This window comes from Pediococcus argentinicus, assembly GCF_001437605.1.
Lineage (GTDB): Bacteria > Bacillota > Bacilli > Lactobacillales > Lactobacillaceae > Pediococcus > Pediococcus argentinicus.
Genome location: NZ_JQCQ01000012.1, coordinates 1 through 17348, shown reverse-complemented (window position 1 = coordinate 17348; position 17348 = coordinate 1). Strand labels below are relative to the sequence as shown.

At 37.3% G+C, this 17348-nt stretch carries 19 protein-coding genes and 1 pseudogene; 7 read left to right on the top strand and 13 right to left on the bottom strand.

The window, feature by feature from the left end; translation table 11 throughout:
* Nucleotides 1-33: 33 nt before the first annotated feature.
* The 5 genes from IV88_RS04160 to IV88_RS04145 all read right to left on the bottom strand — a co-directional run bounded on the left by IV88_RS04160 (nucleotide 34) and on the right by IV88_RS04145 (nucleotide 4052).
* Nucleotides 34-408, bottom strand: a complete 375-nt coding sequence (locus tag IV88_RS04160) for a hypothetical protein (protein WP_057799082.1) — start codon at nucleotides 406-408, stop codon at nucleotides 34-36.
* Between the two features lie 17 nt (nucleotides 409-425).
* A complete protein-coding gene (locus tag IV88_RS04155) occupies nucleotides 426-1046 on the bottom strand; it encodes a hydrolase (protein WP_057799080.1) in 621 nt (206 codons plus the stop codon).
* 169 nt (nucleotides 1047-1215) lie between these two features.
* Nucleotides 1216-2559: an FAD-dependent oxidoreductase gene (locus IV88_RS04150; protein ID WP_057799079.1), complete on the bottom strand. Its 1344-nt coding sequence runs from the start codon at nucleotides 2557-2559 to the stop codon at nucleotides 1216-1218.
* Between the two features lie 120 nt (nucleotides 2560-2679).
* Nucleotides 2680-2817, bottom strand: a complete 138-nt coding sequence (locus IV88_RS09560) for an LPXTG cell wall anchor domain-containing protein (RefSeq protein WP_353990406.1) — start codon at nucleotides 2815-2817, stop codon at nucleotides 2680-2682.
* A gap of 128 nt (nucleotides 2818-2945) precedes the next feature.
* On the bottom strand, nucleotides 2946-4052 hold the full coding sequence (locus tag IV88_RS04145) for an Ig-like domain-containing protein (RefSeq protein WP_057799077.1): 1107 nt from the start codon (nucleotides 4050-4052) through the stop codon (nucleotides 2946-2948).
* A gap of 125 nt (nucleotides 4053-4177) precedes the next feature.
* Between IV88_RS04145 and IV88_RS04140 the strand changes: the two genes are divergently transcribed.
* On the top strand, nucleotides 4178-4756 hold the full coding sequence (locus IV88_RS04140) for a uracil-DNA glycosylase family protein (RefSeq protein WP_057799075.1): 579 nt from the start codon (nucleotides 4178-4180) through the stop codon (nucleotides 4754-4756).
* A gap of 50 nt (nucleotides 4757-4806) precedes the next feature.
* Here IV88_RS04140 and IV88_RS04135 read toward each other — a convergent pair whose 3' ends face one another.
* The 4 genes from IV88_RS04135 to IV88_RS04120 form a co-directional block, all read right to left on the bottom strand.
* Nucleotides 4807-5493 (bottom strand): MurR/RpiR family transcriptional regulator, encoded by a 687-nt coding sequence (locus IV88_RS04135; protein WP_057799073.1) that lies wholly within the window; start codon nucleotides 5491-5493, stop codon nucleotides 4807-4809.
* A 27-nt stretch (nucleotides 5494-5520) separates the two neighbouring features.
* Complete coding sequence (locus IV88_RS04130) at nucleotides 5521-6963, bottom strand: 6-phospho-beta-glucosidase (RefSeq protein ID WP_057799071.1); 1443 nt, start codon at nucleotides 6961-6963, stop codon at nucleotides 5521-5523.
* Nucleotides 6964-7053: 90 nt separating this feature from the next.
* The gene (locus tag IV88_RS04125; RefSeq protein ID WP_057799068.1) at nucleotides 7054-7374 is read right to left on the bottom strand and encodes a PTS lactose/cellobiose transporter subunit IIA; all 321 of its coding nucleotides are present in this window, start codon (nucleotides 7372-7374) and stop codon (nucleotides 7054-7056) included.
* Between the two features lie 94 nt (nucleotides 7375-7468).
* On the bottom strand, nucleotides 7469-7780 hold the full coding sequence (locus IV88_RS04120) for a PTS sugar transporter subunit IIB (protein ID WP_057799065.1): 312 nt from the start codon (nucleotides 7778-7780) through the stop codon (nucleotides 7469-7471).
* Nucleotides 7781-7916: 136 nt separating this feature from the next.
* Here IV88_RS04120 and IV88_RS04115 point away from each other — a divergent pair, with 136 nt between their 5' ends.
* Complete coding sequence (locus IV88_RS04115) at nucleotides 7917-8615, top strand: GntR family transcriptional regulator (protein ID WP_057799063.1); 699 nt, start codon at nucleotides 7917-7919, stop codon at nucleotides 8613-8615.
* 515 nt (nucleotides 8616-9130) lie between these two features.
* On the opposite strand, the gene IV88_RS04110 is transcribed toward IV88_RS04115, so the two are convergent.
* Nucleotides 9131-9625 (bottom strand): GNAT family N-acetyltransferase, encoded by a 495-nt coding sequence (locus tag IV88_RS04110; RefSeq protein WP_057799061.1) that lies wholly within the window; start codon nucleotides 9623-9625, stop codon nucleotides 9131-9133.
* A gap of 402 nt (nucleotides 9626-10027) precedes the next feature.
* Between IV88_RS04110 and trpX the strand changes: the two genes are divergently transcribed.
* From trpX to IV88_RS04095, 3 genes are read left to right on the top strand one after another with little or no spacing between them, the layout of a single operon-like run.
* Nucleotides 10028-11023, top strand: coding sequence for a tryptophan ABC transporter substrate-binding protein (trpX, locus tag IV88_RS04105; protein WP_057799059.1), 996 nt, complete (start codon nucleotides 10028-10030; stop codon nucleotides 11021-11023).
* Nucleotides 11020-11940, top strand: a complete 921-nt coding sequence (locus IV88_RS04100) for an ABC transporter permease (RefSeq protein ID WP_057799057.1) — start codon at nucleotides 11020-11022, stop codon at nucleotides 11938-11940. Before trpX ends, IV88_RS04100 begins: the two co-directional genes overlap by 4 nt.
* Complete coding sequence (locus tag IV88_RS04095) at nucleotides 11933-12700, top strand: ABC transporter ATP-binding protein (protein ID WP_057799055.1); 768 nt, start codon at nucleotides 11933-11935, stop codon at nucleotides 12698-12700. Before IV88_RS04100 ends, IV88_RS04095 begins: the two co-directional genes overlap by 8 nt.
* Before the next feature lie 194 nt (nucleotides 12701-12894).
* Here the strand turns inward: IV88_RS04095 and IV88_RS04090 are convergent, their stop codons facing one another.
* The 3 genes from IV88_RS04090 to IV88_RS04080 all read right to left on the bottom strand — a co-directional run bounded on the left by IV88_RS04090 (nucleotide 12895) and on the right by IV88_RS04080 (nucleotide 15269).
* Nucleotides 12895-13740 (bottom strand): serine hydrolase, encoded by an 846-nt coding sequence (locus IV88_RS04090; RefSeq protein ID WP_057799053.1) that lies wholly within the window; start codon nucleotides 13738-13740, stop codon nucleotides 12895-12897.
* 1 nt (nucleotide 13741) lies between these two features.
* Nucleotides 13742-14380, bottom strand: a complete 639-nt coding sequence (locus IV88_RS04085; RefSeq protein ID WP_057799051.1) for an NAD(P)H-binding protein — start codon at nucleotides 14378-14380, stop codon at nucleotides 13742-13744.
* Between the two features lie 61 nt (nucleotides 14381-14441).
* Nucleotides 14442-15269 (bottom strand): helix-turn-helix transcriptional regulator, encoded by an 828-nt coding sequence (locus IV88_RS04080; RefSeq protein WP_057799049.1) that lies wholly within the window; start codon nucleotides 15267-15269, stop codon nucleotides 14442-14444.
* Between the two features lie 125 nt (nucleotides 15270-15394).
* On the opposite strand from IV88_RS04080, the pseudogene IV88_RS04070 reads away from it, so the two are divergent.
* Together IV88_RS04070 and IV88_RS04065 are read left to right on the top strand one after the other, a co-directional pair.
* Nucleotides 15395-16441: pseudogene (locus IV88_RS04070) on the top strand (SDR family oxidoreductase).
* 5 nt (nucleotides 16442-16446) lie between these two features.
* Complete coding sequence (locus tag IV88_RS04065) at nucleotides 16447-17142, top strand: SDR family NAD(P)-dependent oxidoreductase (RefSeq protein WP_057799043.1); 696 nt, start codon at nucleotides 16447-16449, stop codon at nucleotides 17140-17142.
* Nucleotides 17143-17348: the final 206 nt, after the last annotated feature.

Here is a 17348-nt window from a genome sequence, read left to right as displayed (position 1 = left end):
TAAAGCCACCAATCAAATGATTGGTGGCTTTATTTAAATTAAGTTCTCTTCACTTTTATCAACTTCAGGCTGAATCTTACTAAGTTGATCCAAAATTTTTAGTAAGGTCTGATGTGCTTTATCATACTGTTCCATCTGGTTGCCAAATTTCTGATTAAATGCTTCCAGACCATCTTCCGCAAAAACACTCTCATATTGATAAACTGCATCGTAAGCTTTAGTGAACTCTTTTAAAAGATCCATATTTTGATCAATTTGAAGCGCCATTTGGATAGTTCTAAAGTCTGAATATCCTAATTCAAATTGAATTGCCCAGCGACGAATAAAATCATGTTGAGCCTGAATGTGTAAAAAGTGATGCTCTGTATTCCATTTTAAGTTATTAATTGATCCACGAATATCAAGCATATTTAGTGCCTCCAAAATTAACCTAAATTCAAAAAAATCCCCTTATCCATCATTGCTTGAACAAATTTTGGAGCTGTATCTGTTCGATTCCAGTCTCGTTGTAATTCACAAGCAAGTTGGGCAAATGTGGTTAATTGTGCACCGGCTTGTTCAACCCTTCTCAAAGCTGTTTCATGTGCAATTACTGAAGTACCACCAACCGCATCAACTACTGGAAAGACGTGGTATCCCTCTGACAATGCATCTAGTGTTGGAAATGTTAAACAGGCTTCGGTCCACAATGCTGCAATGATGATATTCTTACGACCAGTCTTCTTCACCGCTTCTTGAAATTCACGATCTTCCCAAGCATTGATCGAGGTGCAATCGTAAGATGGTTCATCTTTAAGTACTTCTTTCAAAGCTGGAATTGTATCTTTATTGCGTCCGGTTTGAACATTAACTGTTGATAGAACCACCGGTACATCATATGCCTTCATTAATTTAGTCGTAGCAACAATGTTATTAATCAATTCTGCTCGGTTCATTGAATTAATCGAATTTACCTGCGTTGGTTGATAATCGATAACTACAAAAACTGAGTTCTCTGGTGTTATTAATTCATCCTTAATTGGATCTCTCTTTTCAAAGCTGCTCATTTCTGTCACACTCCTCAAAGTTAATCACTTACATTACAATGTTAACCATTCATATGGTCACGTATATACTAGCATAATAAGTCTGTTATCGCTTTCATTTTTACTTGTGATGAAATGTACAAAAAAACGACCCTTTCAGGTCGTTTAAATATTTATTTAATTTTAAAAATTATTTCTTAGCATCTGCTTGAGCTACAGCGGCCATAGCAATGGCGTTGACGTAGTTCAAAGGTTGGTCATAGTTAGGCTGGAAGAACATATCAACCATTGATAATTCATCAATTGTCATCTTGTTTTGGATAGCAAGTGAAATTACGTTAGATGATTGTGCACAGTCATAATCACTGTAGAATGATCCTCCTAATACACGACGTGTTTCGGGATCCCATACTAAACGCATCAAAATCTTAGTTGTACTCAACATGAAATCAGGACGGTAATCTTGTTCGAGGGTGATACTATCAACCTTTAATCCACGAACTTCAGCACCAGAAGCTGTTAAACCAGAGCTAGCCATTGTCTTATCAAATAGTGCAACAGCTGAACTTGATTGAGTTCCCATATACTTCATGGTTGGTTTCTCGATATTGTGACCTACTAAGATACCTTGGCGTACAGCGTTAGTTGCCAAAGGAATGTAGTCATCTTTCCCAGTTGGATTGTAATGAACAACTGATGAGTCACCAGCTGCAAAGATATCTTTGTTTGAAGTTTGCATGTATTCATCAGTGATGATTGCACCGTTCTTCAACATATCAACTTTGCCTGTCATTAAGTCAGTCCGTGGACGGAATCCAACACATAAAATAGCATAATCAGCAGTATAACTGCCTTTATCAGTTGTAACGGTTATTTGGTCGTCACCACTAAATGATTGCACCATTTCGTTCATTTGTAATTTAACACCATGATCTTTGTAATCTTGAGCTACACGGCTTGAAATTTCTGGATCAAAGTTCTTAGCTAAAACGCTAGGTAGTCCATCAATTAATGTAACTTCCTTGCCTGTGACACTATATTGTTCAGCAAGTTCAGCACCAATGTATCCAGCACCAATTACAATGATTGATTTAGCATCTGGTGATACCTTCTTTAATTCTTCAGCATCAGCCCAGTTCTTGCACATCTTGATACGCTTGTTATCAATACCATCGATTGGTGGAATAACCGGTGCAGAACCAGTTGTAACAACCAACTTGTCCCAACTATCCGTTGAAACTTCACCAGTTTTAAGATCCTTAACTTCAAGAGTCTTGTTATCTGTATCAATGTTTAAAACATCGTGTTCCATCTTCATGTTTGCACCTAACTTAGTAAGTGCTTCAGGTGATGAATAGAACATCTTATTTGGATCAGAAACGTGGTCTCCAACCCAAAGGGCGATCCCACATGATAGGAATGACAAATTATCATTTCTTTCATATACCGTAACTTCGTAATCTGGATGTTCCGTTAAAATTTGTTGGGCTGAAAATGTTCCTGCGTGTGTACAACCAACAATTGCTACTTTCATAAAAAACCATCCTCCAATTAAGATTTAACACCTTAATTATTAACCGTTTTCATGAGATTGTCAACGCTTTCACAAACTATGAATAAAAAAAGCTAAACCCTAATGGCTTAGCTTCTTAAATTATCTTTTTCTTCTGAAAATTCCAACTACTGAAACCAGTGCTAAACCTAATAGACTAATGATCAGATCAATTCCACTTTCGTTAGTCTGTGGAAGTACTTGTTGCTTTGTACTATTTGATTTTTCAGCATGATCTATATTGGATGGTTTATTGGATTTTGCAGTTTTAGTAGGCTTACTTGGTTCCGTTGGTTTGATCGGTTCAACAGGCTTACTTGGTTCTGTTGGTTTGATTGGTTCAACAGGTTTTACCGGCTCTGTTGGTTCTACCGGTTTACTTGGTTCCGTCGGATTTGTAGTTCCACCTTCGGCAGGCCACCTTCACGATATTGACTTGTTTTGGCATTAACTGAAGTTGGACGAGCCTCTTTATTTTCTTTTAAATCCAGAGATTTTAAAACTAATTTTGGATTAGTTAATTTTGGTAAATCAATGTCACCAACATAGTATTTATCAAAGTTCATAATCTGTGTGCGGAATCGAATAACAGGTGAAACTGGATCATTTTTCCCGGCATCATCCCTATTTTCAAGACTCAACAAATTAAATAAAATCGAACCGCCGCCATGAACTAAATCCGTATCAGAGAATACTGGATTAACTTCATCTTGGTTTAATTTCTTAATACTTTTATCGGATCCATTACGATAATTAACTGAAATAGAATCCTTAACGAAGGTTTGTCCTTCACCAAATGTTTCTTCAACTGTCGGATTAGTAAGCTTTGTTCCACGCTTATTAACAGTAATTGTCCATTCGATTAAGTCAGTTAACTTACCATCTTTATCTTTAACTTGTAGACCACTCTTGTTGATAATACTTTGACCTGAGCTCGGTCCACTATCGTTTTTCTTATTTTCGACATTAAGTTTTACCTGACCACCATCAACTGATCCGGCTACCGGAAAATTAAGTTCAGTTTCTTGTCCGTCCTCACCAGTCTGCTTGTCAAAACTAGCTCCAATTGAAAAGTATCCCTTAATATCCTTTTTATTTGAAACACCATCATTAAAAGTAATTTTTACTTTATCACCCTTGACGTCAGCAGTTGCAATAACTGTTCCATCAGCATCCCTCATTGGAATTGATGTTCCATTTAACATAATCTGGTTGGGGAGTGTCATCTCATACGTCTCGCCAGGTGTAGCTTTTGGCACGGACCAATCATAGCGAATATAAAATGGCGTCTTTACACTAACTGAATCACCACTCTGCCATGCTTTTTCTCCAGCTGAATCTTCGCTTAGAGAAACTTTGGTCATGAATTGAGAAGCATCTCCGACTGTCGAGCTAGCCGCAACTTTTGTTAATGGTATTAAAAATACTAATAAACCAAGCAAAAGCAGTCCCAATACGCTTAGCTTTCGTTTCATTATTTATCTCCTTTTTTTCAACCTACACATTTAACTGAGACCATTATACATGGTTAATCTTTTTTCGAATACCGTATTTTGTGGTTATGCTACAATTAGCATGAAATGAGTTAGGAGTTGATAATATGAATGAAAAAGATCCCTTATTTAAGGAAATTAAAAACGCTCCGGAAAATAAAGAATATACTGCAAAAGGTTGGAATCCAATTTATTCAGTAAACCCTGAAGCTGAAATACTAATTATTGGCCAGGCACCTGGTAAACGTGTTCAGGATACCGAAGTGATGTGGAACGATAAAAGCGGTGATCGACTGCGTGATTGGATGGGTATTTCACGCGACACGTTCTACAATTCTCATAAAATTGCGGTTATTCCGATGGATTTCTACTATCCAGGCCGTGGCAAGAGTGGCGATCTGCCACCACGCAAAGGTGTCGCTGACAACTGGCATCCTCGTCTTTTAGAATTAATGCCTAATATCAAATTAACTATCTTAATAGGAAACTATTCTCAAAAATACTATTTGCCTGAAGATAAAAAGTTAACAACAACAGCTATTGTGAAGAATTATCAAAAGTACCTTCCAAAGTATTTCCCAATTGTGCATCCTTCTCCTCGTAACAACATTTGGCTGGCTAAGAACCCTTGGTTTGAAACTGATGTTGTTCCTGAATTAAGAAAGATTGTTCAACAAAGTTTATAAAAATGAACCTACAAAAAATCAGCGAAAAAAATTCGCTGATTTTTATTTATCTAATTTTCTTCTGTTGCAGTTGTTTCATTTGTCATCGGTTTTAACTTTGAAATTATCCACCCAGTCGCAAAACCGACTAACATAAATGGTAGAAAATCCATTCCTTGATTAAACCAAGGTAAATATTGTGCACCCTGCTCGCTATAAAAGCGGGCCTGACGTAATACTTGCTCACTACGACCTGAAACAGAGAGACATATCAGAATTGTTTTATCATAATCATGTTGTCCGGAAGGTTGTGGTTGGAAAGGATCAGTAATCCCTACCGTATACAACCCATAATTTGCAAAGAGACGAGAACCATATTGAGCCATGCTACCGCTCGTTCCAATGCCAAACATAATAATAGTATCAGCCTCAGCAATTACTTTAGCAACATTCTGCACAATTTCACGGTAATGAGGTTGTTCAGCTTGTAGAAAGAATTGATTCACTGGTTCCATATCATGACTAATTGGATTGGTTTCCTCCGTATCTTTGCGGTGCTTTAACGCATATTTAAAATCAGAAAATCCTTCAAAACCCATTTTCTTTAGAAAACGTAAAATGGTGGTTGATGAAACGTGACTTTCATTCGATAACTGTCGAATCGTCATATCTTCAATCGCCTCGGTATGCGCGATTACATAGCGATAAACACATAACTCTAATTGATTTAACGTTTGAATTCGCTCATAACTAAACACTCAACCTCATCCTACTTTCTTCTATTATTATAGGTTCTCACCATCACTAGCGATGACATTCTTGTACCAATCGAAGGAATCCTTCTTCGAACGTTCTAAGCTACCATTACCCTCGTCGTCTTCATCAACGTAAATGAAGCCGTAGCGCTTAGCCATTTCACCAGTACTTGCGGAAATCAAATCAATGCATCCCCATGGAGTATAACCAATCAAGTCAACACCATCTAATGCAACCGCCTTTTCCATTTCAAGAATGTGATCATGGAAGTATTTCACACGATAGTCATCATGGACACTGCCATCAGCTTCTTTCTTATCATAAGCCCCAAATCCATTTTCGACAATGAACAATGGTTTGTGCCAACGGTCTGTCATCCAGTTCATAGCGTAACGCAAACCAACTGGGTCAATTTGCCAACCCCAATCAGATTTTTGGACATATGGATTGCTTACTAAATCTTTTGATTCAGTATAAACGTAATCAGCATTGTCGTCAGTGTACTTCGTTGTAAATGACATGTAGTAACTGAATCCGACATAGTCTACGCGACCATTCTTCAATGTTTCAAGATCGTCTGGTTCCATATCAATCTTCATGTTGTTACGTGCTAAGTATTTTGGTAACCAAGCTGGGTATTCACCATTAGCTTGAAGATCACCAAACCAGTAACGAGTCTGCATAGCACGTTCAGCCATCATAATATCTTCTGGCTTAGCAGTTAATGGGTAGATTGGGCACATAGCGATCATTGCTCCGATTTGGTAATCAGGGTCAATCTTGTGGCCTAATTGAACGACTTTAGCACTAGCTACACATTCATTATGAGCAGCTTGGTACATCATTTGTTCCATACCTTCAGTTCCTTCATCAACTTTAATAGCTGAATCTTGGAGTAAATGATGAGGACTATCCCATGTTGTTTGGTTATTAATTTCGTTAAATGTCATCCAGTACTTAACTTTGCCTTTGTAACGCTTGAAGACAACTTCAGCAAAATGAACAAAGAAGTCGATCAATTTACGGTTAGTCCAACCACCATATTCTTTAACCAAGTGGTAAGGCATTTCAAAATGAGAAAGTGTGATTACAGGTTGGACACCATTTTTAAGAAGTTCATCAAACATATCGTCATAGAACTTTAAGCCTTCTTCGTTAGGTTCTGCTTCGTCACCATTTGGAAAAATACGTGTCCATGCAATTGATGTACGGAAACATTTGAAGCCCATTTCAGCAAAGAGTTTAATATCTTCTGGGTAACGGTGGTAAAAATCAATTCCCCAATGATTAGGATAAACTTCTCCATCTTTAACACCATCAGTCACGCGACGAGGTGTGTCTTTGTTTCCTGCAGTCATGATATCGGCAATGCTGACACCCTTTCCGCCTTCTTGCCATCCACCTTCTAATTGGTGAGCTGCAACTGCTCCGCCCCAGAGAAATCCTTCGGGCATTTTATATCCTTCAGCCATGTTTTAAATATCCTTCTTCCTTAATATAGAAAGAGCCGGGATCAAAGTATCCTTTGCTTCCAGCCCTTTTGCACTATTTTTAATGATGTATTATTTGTCGAGACGTTTATATAAATCAACAATTTCGCCAGCCAAATCACGGAATGTAATAGCATTCATGATGTGATCTTGAGAGTGAACTGTAAGCAAAGTAACCTTAGCGTGGTCACCGTTTGCTTCGTCAGTTAACATGCTTGTTTGAGCGTTATGTGCATCAGTTAAGAAGCCATCTGATTCCTTAAGCTTTGCATCAGCTTTTTCGAAGTCGCCTTCTTTAGCAGCATTGATTGCTTCAAATGCGGAGCTCTTAGCATTTCCTCCGTTGATAATAAGTCCCATGATTGCTTCCATGTTTTGTTCTTCTTCAGCCATTTTATAAAAATCTCCTTCTATATATGTAAGAACTAACCGAAGTTAGCTCCTTAATTAATTTTTGATAACGCTCTCATTTTTAAATAAATAAAAATTAGTTACCCATTGTTGTAAGAGCTTCTTTAAGCACTTTTTCACCGTTCATCATACCGTAGTCTTGCATGTTGATAACTTCAACTGGGATTTCCAATTTGCTCTTGAAGTTACTTTCAAGGTAACGAACTTGAGGTCCGAGCATTAAAATATCAGGATTCTTTTCTGCTAATTTGTTATCTGCATCTGATGCAGCAGTAGCGAAGATTTCAGCATCAACACCTTCTGCTTCAGCAGCTTTTTGCATCTTTGAAACTAGTAAACTTGTTGACATACCTGCAGCACACACTAACATAATTGTTTTTTCAGCCATAATAATACACTCCTAAATATATTTTTTTAATTTTGCGGTTGACTATGTAACCGCTTACGTTACAATTGAATTATAAATCGTAGGTACAAATTTCACAAGTACCTTTAATTAATTTTTTTAAATTGGGGGTGTCAAAATGTATCATGACATTGCAGATGATCTAATTCGTTCTATTCAGCATCACTTTTTTCAAGATAAATTACCCACTGAACAACAACTGATGCATCGCTATAATGTCAGCCGAAATACTATTCGTAAGGCTGTCGATATTGTCTGCCAAAAAGGACTCGCCCGCCGTGTCCAAGGAAGTGGCTATTACATTAATGATATTAATCAGGACGAAAAACACGTTGTTAATTTAACGATGGGACTTTCTACTAGAATTAGTTCTCAACGTTTGAAATCAAAAGTAATTACATTTGATCGCATCACCGCTGATGAAGCCCTAGCTCGGCAATTTGGTGCCAAGCCTGGAGACGAACTTCACCGCATTATTCGGAGTCGTTATTTGGATGGCAAACTATATTGTTTGGAATATTCTTACTATGAAAAGAGCGAAGTACCTTTCATCCCCATCGATGCTGCGCATGAATCACTACTAACCTTTATCAATGAAGAATACGGCATTACCGTTAATAATACGGACCAGTATCTCAGTACTGAGCCATTATCTGAAGAACAATCTAGTATTTTGAACTTGCCGACTGGTGAAACTCATATTGTGTTGAATCAGTCTTTATATAGAAAGAACAACACCCTATTCAACTTTTCTTATACCGTCTATTTGTATAAGGATCTGAGTTTTTACTTCCATTCGATTAATTTGGGAAATTAGGGAAGTGTGCAACAAAGCGGGTTGGCTTTGAGTACTAGCATAGCAATGTTTAATATCCGCACTTGGGATATTGAATATTGTGTAGCTAGACGGAAAAGGCAGCTTTGTGAAGCACGTTATGACCGAATTCAAACAGAACCTATACTAAAAAAGTCTCGTAATCACTCCCTTAGGAGAATAATTACGAGACTTTTTACGTACCTCTTCACTATCAATGTTATAAATCAGACATTCCAAATGATAAATCCTTAACATAACCGCTAATCGACTATGTAACGGGCTAAGTCAAGACTTATATAGCATTGTTTTTTCAAGTATATTTGAATAGCTGTTGAATAGCTACATTTGCAACAGCCAAGGGGGTGAAACCTTTGACGTTATCAATTATACTGCTGCAATGTGAGTTGACTTTTATAAATCAACTCATATCAATTTATTTTGCTTGGTGGTTGAATAACCAAAAAAATTACAACACGCGTTTTAAACTTTAAATGCTATTTATCCAATTTTCACTATCACCCAACATGCAATCCATAAATCTCCAAATCACGATCAATACCGTCCATATCAGCAATCTTTGGCAAGTGTCCACACTGTTCAAATCCATTGCGTTCAAATAATTTACGACTAGCAGTATTATGTCCGAAAATGAATGCTAATAAGCTATGTACCCCAATACTTGGCGCTAAACTAATCACATGATCAATTGCTTGTTGGCCCAATCCTTGGTGTTGAAATCCATTATCAATATAAATGCTTACTTCTACTGTTTCATGATAAGCAGGTCGTCCATAAAAGCTACTTAAACTAATCCACCCAGCAATTTTATCGTCCACTAAAATAACTTGTAATGGTCGTTTGTCGTTGTGTTGTTGAAACCACTCTTCACGGTCATCAACTGTCACTGGTTCCAAATCGGCCGTGGCTAGTTTGCCTGGAATAGACTCATTATAGATGTCAACAATTTTTGGTAAATCATCGTGGGTTGCTGTCTTGTATTCTATCATCATGTACTTTGCTCCTGAGATTATATTACTTTTTATTATGATAAATATTATTCATAAATCAATCAAAAATATTTTTTCACAATCACCATTGACAAATGAAAACTTTATTAGGTATACTCATAAACAATTAATGAATTGAAAGTTGGATATGCAAATGAGTAAAAAACAAGTTCAACAATTGAATAACCATTGGCAAAGCCGGTAATCAGGTTGTAGTACTTCACGTACAGATACGACCTGAACAACAGATCGTATCTGTGCCGGCTCATTTGTGATGAAAGCCCGCATGGATTTTATAAAAATCATGCGGGTTTTGTGTTTAATTTATTAAGGACAATCCCACGAGGGTTGTCCTTTTTATTTTCTACAAAGTGTTCAGCCCTCAAAATAAAAGGAGTGGAGAATTTGAAAAGATTAGTTGGTTTTATCGTTATTATATTTGGATTTTTAGGTTTTGCATTTGTTACCAGTAAAAATCACCAAACAGCTCCCAAAAATAAGATTCCAAAGATTGGTCTGTTACAATTGATGGATCAACCGGCCCTCGCCCAAATTCAAAAAGGTGTCTATCAAGGTCTGAAAGAAGAAGGCTTTGAAAAGGGTAAGAATATCAAAATTGATTATCAAAATGCGCAAGGTAATCAAAGTAATTTAAAAATAATGAGTGAAAAATTTGCGAATGAAGACGTAGATTTATCAATCGGAATCACTACCCCTTCGGCTATTTCACTAGCTGACGTTATGGACAAAGCTCCAATCGTCATGGGTGCTGTCACTGATCCAAAGAGTGCCGGTTTAGTTACTAATTTGAACAAACCAAGTAAAAATATCACCGGAGTTTCTGATCAAGCTCCATTAGATGAACAACTTGGCTTAATCAAAAAGCTAATGCCAAAAATGAAGACATTGGGAATCATTTACACGTCCAGTGATAACTCTGCTGTTACTCAATACAAGAAGTTCAAACAACTTTGCCAAGAACAAAATATTAAATTGAAAGCTTACTCGATTGCTAACTCAAATGACTTGAACCAGGTTTCTCAAACGATGGCTCAAGAAGTTGACGCAATCTATGTTCCTACTGACAATACCGTTGCCGGAGCCATGAGCACTTTAGTTAAGAATGCCAACGCCGAAAAAGTCCCCGTCTTCCCTGCTGTTGATTCAATGGTAAAAGCCGGTGGTGTTGCAACTTACAGCGTTAACCAATTCAAACTCGGTGTGATGTCTGGTAAGATGGCCGGTCGCCTTTTAAAGGGTGAAAAAGTCAAAGAAACTCCGGTCGAATTCATTCGTCATGGCGATTTAACCATCAATATAAAACAAGCTCAAAAAATGGGCGTTCACATCCCAGACTCACTGATTAAAGAGGCTCAAAAGAAAGGGGAACTGATCAAATGAATTTAATTACATCTGCAATTGGACAAGGGCTCCTCTGGGGCTTACTTGGTATCGGACTATTTTTAACTTTTAGAATTTTAGATTTCCCTGATATGACGGTCGAAGGAACGTTTCCTCTGGGTGCAGCCGTCTGTGTCACTGCCATTTCGCACGGCATGAGTCCACTACTTGCTACTATTCTTGCTTTCTTAGCTGGAATGGTTGCTGGATTAATAACTGGCCTCCTTTATACCAAAGGTCGTATTCCAATTCTACTCGCTGGAATCTTAGTTATGACCGCATGCTACTCTGTTAATTTACGAATCATGGGAACTTCAAACATTTCATTGTTAGGTAAACAATCATTTTTCACAAACTCATTCTTAGAATCATTACCTAAGTTCTTCGACAGTGTCACTTTAGGACTATTCATTATTATCATCGTTATTGTCCTGCTAGCACTTTTCTTACAAACTGAATTAGGACAAGCTTTTATTGCCACAGGTGACAACGAAAAAATGGCAAAATCACTCGGAATTGCAACTGATCAAATGAAGAACATGGGATTAATGGTTTCAAACGGTTTAATCGCCTTATCTGGTGCTTTAATCGCCCAAAGCAATGATTACGCTGACGTTAACATGGGTATCGGAATCATCGTTATCGGACTAGCTTCGATCATTATTGGTGAAGTGGTCTTCGGTGAATTAACTATGAACCAACGCTTAGTCGCAGTTGTCTGTGGTAGTGTAATTTACCGTTTCGTTCTCCTGCTCGTTTTGAAAGCCGGATTTGGAACAAACGACTTGAACTTAATTTCATCCGTTGTTCTAGCTCTATGCTTAATGTTACCAACTATTCGTACTAAATTAGGACTCGGTCGTGTATTACGACGTGGTGTTGAAATTCCAAAGAAGCAGGTGAATGACAATGACTAATCAACCAATTTTAGAATTAAAACATGTTTCTACTTATGTAAATAAAAATACGCCAGACCAAATTAAAATCTTGAACGATATTAATTTAAGCGTTTATGCCGGCGACTTTATTACCCTCTTAGGTTCTAACGGTGCTGGTAAATCAACCCTTTTCAACGTCATCGCTGGAAATTTAGCCGTTGATGAGGGACAGGTTTTACTTAAAGGCAAGGACATCACCCATTTATCAGAAGAAAAAAGAACTAAGTATATCAGTCGTGTGTTCCAGGATCCTAAGCTAGGAACTGCACCCCGTATGACAGTTGCTGAAAACTTACTTTTAGCTGAAAAACGTGGTCAACGACGTGGATTAAGACTACGCGGATTAAACAAACAAGCTGATAAATTTGAAAAATTAACAAGCACTATGCCAAATGGATTAAATCAACGTTTAAAGACACCAACTGGCAATTTATCAGGTGGACAACGTCAGGCATTGAGCTTCTTGATGGCAACAATCAAACGTCCCGATATCATTTTATTGGACGAACATACCGCTGCGTTAGATCCCAAAACCAGCCAAGAGTTAATGGAAGCTACACAACAACGAATTACTGAAGATAAGCTAACCGCTTTGATGATTACTCATCATTTGGAAGATGCTTTGAACTACGGTAATCGCTTGATTTCATTACAAAATGGTTCAGTAACTAATGATCTACGTGGCGCCGAACGTGATGCGATTACGATGGATAACTTGTTTACGGTGTTTGAAGGATAAAAAAAGCCTACCAAAATTGGTAGGCTTTTTGAATACTCTCTTATAAGTAGGATTCTCAGAAGGAGTATTAGTTGTGAGACTATATAAAACGTTAATCAGACGCTTATAGAGATTCACTTGTGTATTCATTTACTGTAACTTCACTAGTACCAGTATAATTTCTTTATCTCATTTAATCCATAATTTTATATTTTTTAGCTCATTACATTATAAATTCGTTTAGCCAAATCACTAATCTTTTGGTCAGACCATCCCTTAGTCATCACCGTTAACACAAATGGATGCTTACCCAACACAATAGCTGCGTCGTGATTGTACGCATCATTAATTCCAATTTTGTGTTCAACGTCTACTGGTAACTTGCCAATTTTCGATTTTTGCCAATCGGTATGTTTCAAATCTATATTGGCTGGACCACTTTGATGATAAATAGTTTTAATCAACTGACCAGCTTGTTTTGCTGACAAGTACTTTGTATAATCTTTACTGCCATAGGTCTGATAAATGAACTGCTTAAATTCTTTGGGATTCTTATAGCAAACCTGTGCTAAAAGTTGATTGCTGGCCTGATTATCAGAATTTCTAACAGTCCATTTCAACAAATCGGATATTGTGTACTCGGCCTGATGATTTTTAAATTGTAAAACTCCTGTACCTCCACTAACCATTGCTGAAGGCACTTGATTAGCACTCGCTTGATATGGCAGGTTAGTATCAAGGCTGAGTTTATTATGATTAATCTGATTCTGAACAAAAGCGACTACTGGAAGTTTAGCAACTGATGCTGCATAAAACACCATGTTTTCATGTACTCCAGCTGGCTTTGCATGTTTTTCTAAACTTTCATAATAAACGCCAACACTCGAATCTTTAACCGATTTTAAAATATTGTTTACTTTTTTATCCGTGTTATCAGTATACTCAACCTTTTTCGTTATCTTAACTTGAGAATGTTTGGCAGAAGTAACATGAGTATTCTTAGGTGCACAGCCAGCAATAAAGACAATCGATAGACATAAAATGTATTTGAAAAATTTCACCCTAATAATCCTCATCGCTGTCCGTACTTACAGCAATTGAATCATCAATATATTGATTAGGTTGACGGATTAAATCAGCAATAAAACTACCGACTGTAATTCGATTAATTGGACCACCAGAAAGTTGATCATTGCGATGCGTAATCCGAACATCTTGAACTTCATCCCCGTTTTGTAGCCAATTTGGACGAATAATTGTGTAATCTAATCCACTTTCCGCCACCATATCTGCTGCTAAACGTTGGTCTCCGAGATAGCTATCAGCATCACTGGTTTCGCCAAGTTGTTCTTTAGCGAGTTCTTGATGACTAGCTGGTAGTTCATCATAAATACCGGACGTTGCTATCCAAATTATACGTTTTACATTCGTTGCTTGAATCGCACCTAACACACTTTGTGCCATTTCAACCATGTGATATGGTCCTAAATTAGAATACACAATGTCAATATGATTATTGCGAATCGCTTCAACCAACTGACTTTCATCAGTTGCATCACCAACAATCGCATTTGATTGATTATCTAGTTTATCGATATTTCTCACATATGGAAATACCTTAATCGTGGCATCATCCTCTAAAAATTCACGAGTAAATTGTGCAATCGTTCCGGTTGCTCCAATAATTAAAACATTCGTCATATGCCCACCTCCAATTGTTCTAGTATCACTAGTTTAGACCGTGTTTTATCAAAAGTAAAAGTTAAGCGTTTAGTTTTTTGATTCTAGATTTACTGATTTCATCTTTGGGCGTAAAAACATACATTTTTAGTTGCATATTTCCCGATACATCAAAGCTCGTTTCTTCAAAACTAACATCACCGATTTTATCATTTTGAAAAGTTTTTTCATGTTCCTCTTCACTATTGATATCATGCAAGGCCCAAAGTCGAGTAAATTCAGTACTATCTTGTATTAATTGATCAACAAAGTCATTCATCCACGGATCTTCAATATTACGACCAAATTCTTTACGAAAACGCCCCGTCATAATCTCAGCCACTGAACTCCATTCTGGCATTGTTGCCATAAATTTCGCATTGGTAAACATCAATCGCAATAAGTTTTCATTTTTAAAATGACTAATCCCTTCCAGTTTAACCGCCTTATCCAATATATGATTAGTTCCAACTATATTCCAACGAGAATCTAAAATTAGCGTTGGTGAATATTCCAGACTGTCGATCATATGCTGAAGCATCGGATTGATTGCACCTTCAAATGGTGTGATATGGATTGGAACTGGTACCTGGGCTAAATCGTACAAATGTGTACTTTCTTCCATATTAAGTTGTAATACTTTAACTAAGCTTTGAACAACTTGTTCAGAAACTTGGATTTCACGGCCCTGTTCTAACCATGTGTACCAGGTTAGACTAATCCCTGCTAAAGTTGCGACTTCTTCTCGTCTCAGGCCTGGAGTCCTTCGTCGTCCAACGCTAGTGATACCGGCTTGTTCTGGAGTAATTTTTGCTCGACGCGTTTTTAAAAAATCGCCTAATTCTTGATAACGCTGATCTTCATTTTTCATAAACATTCCTCTTAAACTAGTAGTCGTTATACTAGTATAAACTACCATATTTAACTATTATAATTGCTAGCTATAATAATAGTCACAAACAGAAAAAATTTCAAACTAAAAAGAGGATTATTATTATGAACGAAAAAGTTTTAGTAACTGGTGGAACGGGATATATCGCAAAATACATTATTGCCGACTTATTGGACGAGGGATTCTCAGTCCGAACAACAATGCGTTCGTTAAAAAAGAAAAACAATGTTATTGATGGATTGGCAGAACTAAACCATTTTGACACTGACAAGTTAGAGTTTGTGGAAGCTGACTTAACCAAAGACGATGGTTGGTCGGAGGCTATGCAAGATATTAATTTAGTTATGCACGTTGCTTCTCCACTACCTTTAACCATGCCAAAGGATGAAAACGAACTAATCAGACCAGCCAAATAAGGAACCTTACGGGTTTTGAAAGCTGCTCATCAAGCACATGTTCAACGCGTTGTTATGACATCTGCATTTGGTGCCTCAGGTATGGGCTACAAGAAAGATAAAAATGACTATATCTTCACCGAAAAAGACTGGAGCTACATGGGTGCTGGATCAACAATGGACGCTTACTACAAAAGTAAGACATTAGCTGAAAAAGCAGCTTGGGATTATGTTAAAAATGAAGCACCCGACATGGAACTCGCAACCATTTTACCAGTAGCAGTATTCGGTCCCATTTTAGGTGGTAAAGCTTCTGGTTCTAACTCTCTGTTGTTAATGTTATTAACAGGTGGCTTGCCAGGATTAATGGATATGTACTTGCCTGTTGTGGATGTTCGTGACTTAGCTCGTGCACACGTTTTGGCTCTAACAACACCGGAAGCAGCCGGACAACGATTTATCATTTCGGATGAAATGTCATATAGTATGAAAGACGTCTCTAACATTTTGAAACAAGGCTATCCAGAAGATGCTAAGAAAGTACCTTCGATGGTTATTCCAAATTTCTTATTAAAAATGATTGCGCCATTTAACCACACTATTCGTGATACAGCTAAAGTACTTGGAATCGACCGTAAAATGAGTAGTAAAAATGCCCATGATTTATTAAACTGGGAACCAACGATTGCTCCCAAGCAGAGCGTTTTAGATGCTGAGAAGTCTATTATTGATGCAGGATTAACTAAAAAGAGGTAAATATAATGAAAACTATTTTAATTACTGGTGCTAACAAAGGAATTGGATTTGGAATTGCTGAAGCCTTGGGAAAAACCGACGTTCATGTACTGATCGGAGCACGAAACGAAGAACGTGGCATGGAAGCTGTTAATAATTTAGAGGCACAAGGTATTAAGGCTGATTTTCTTCAGGTCGATTTAGCTGATTCCAGTTCAATCGATCAAGCGATTGAAACAGTTAAATCGGACTATCCTGAAACATCTATTTTGATTAACAATGCTGGTGTCCCTGGGCCTGCCAAACAAAACAACGCTGATATAACTGTCGAAGATTTAAAACAAGCTATGCAAGTGAACTTTTTTGGCACCTTTCAATTAACTAATGGTCTAATTCCAATTATCGAAAATAATCACGGTTCCATTGTTAATATCACTATCCCAACTGTACCTAATCCTGTTTGGAATCCGTTGGCATATAAAACCACAAAAGCAGCTCAAAACGTGATGATGGAATCAATGGCTGTTGATTTTGAAAAAGATGGCCGCAGTATTCAAACATATAGTGTCCATCCCGGTCCCGTTACAACAGATTTGAATCACAATTTAAAATTACCTGGTTTCAGCACAATCGAACAAGTTGGACAAGAAATTAGCGAATTAGTTTTGGATGGCAAGAATCATCAGGGTCAGTTGGTGGAGTTGCATGAGGAATTGAAGTAATAAATTCATTGTATGATGACAAAAAAGACTAACCTAAGTTAGTCTTTCCAACATTTACAAAGCGACAATAGTAAACATGTGAGATAGACAATGGCCTTTGTCTATCTTTTTTATTGTCCTTTTAACGTATATTATTATAAACCATTCCAAATAAATAAAAAATAACTACAATTGCCAAGTTGAACTGAACCCCTGATATTGGACAA

Coding starts and splice junctions, on each gene's coding strand:
- IV88_RS04145 (WP_057799077.1), bottom strand. CDS start 4,052: ATGAAACGAAAGCTAAGCGTATTGGGACTGCTTTTGCTTGGTTTATTA.
- IV88_RS04155 (WP_057799080.1), bottom strand. CDS start 1,046: ATGAGCAGCTTTGAAAAGAGAGATCCAATTAAGGATGAATTAATAACA.
- IV88_RS04085 (WP_057799051.1), bottom strand. CDS start 14,380: ATGACGAATGTTTTAATTATTGGAGCAACCGGAACGATTGCACAATTT.
- IV88_RS04150 (WP_057799079.1), bottom strand. CDS start 2,559: ATGAAAGTAGCAATTGTTGGTTGTACACACGCAGGAACATTTTCAGCC.
- IV88_RS04110 (WP_057799061.1), bottom strand. CDS start 9,625: ATGATGATAGAATACAAGACAGCAACCCACGATGATTTACCAAAAATT.
- IV88_RS04065 (WP_057799043.1), top strand. CDS start 16,447: ATGAAAACTATTTTAATTACTGGTGCTAACAAAGGAATTGGATTTGGA.
- IV88_RS04095 (WP_057799055.1), top strand. CDS start 11,933: ATGACTAATCAACCAATTTTAGAATTAAAACATGTTTCTACTTATGTA.
- IV88_RS04100 (WP_057799057.1), top strand. CDS start 11,020: ATGAATTTAATTACATCTGCAATTGGACAAGGGCTCCTCTGGGGCTTA.
- IV88_RS04115 (WP_057799063.1), top strand. CDS start 7,917: ATGTATCATGACATTGCAGATGATCTAATTCGTTCTATTCAGCATCAC.
- IV88_RS04140 (WP_057799075.1), top strand. CDS start 4,178: ATGAATGAAAAAGATCCCTTATTTAAGGAAATTAAAAACGCTCCGGAA.
- IV88_RS04160 (WP_057799082.1), bottom strand. CDS start 408: ATGCTTGATATTCGTGGATCAATTAATAACTTAAAATGGAATACAGAG.
- IV88_RS04080 (WP_057799049.1), bottom strand. CDS start 15,269: ATGAAAAATGAAGATCAGCGTTATCAAGAATTAGGCGATTTTTTAAAA.
- IV88_RS04125 (WP_057799068.1), bottom strand. CDS start 7,374: ATGGCTGAAGAAGAACAAAACATGGAAGCAATCATGGGACTTATTATC.
- IV88_RS04120 (WP_057799065.1), bottom strand. CDS start 7,780: ATGGCTGAAAAAACAATTATGTTAGTGTGTGCTGCAGGTATGTCAACA.
- IV88_RS04130 (WP_057799071.1), bottom strand. CDS start 6,963: ATGGCTGAAGGATATAAAATGCCCGAAGGATTTCTCTGGGGCGGAGCA.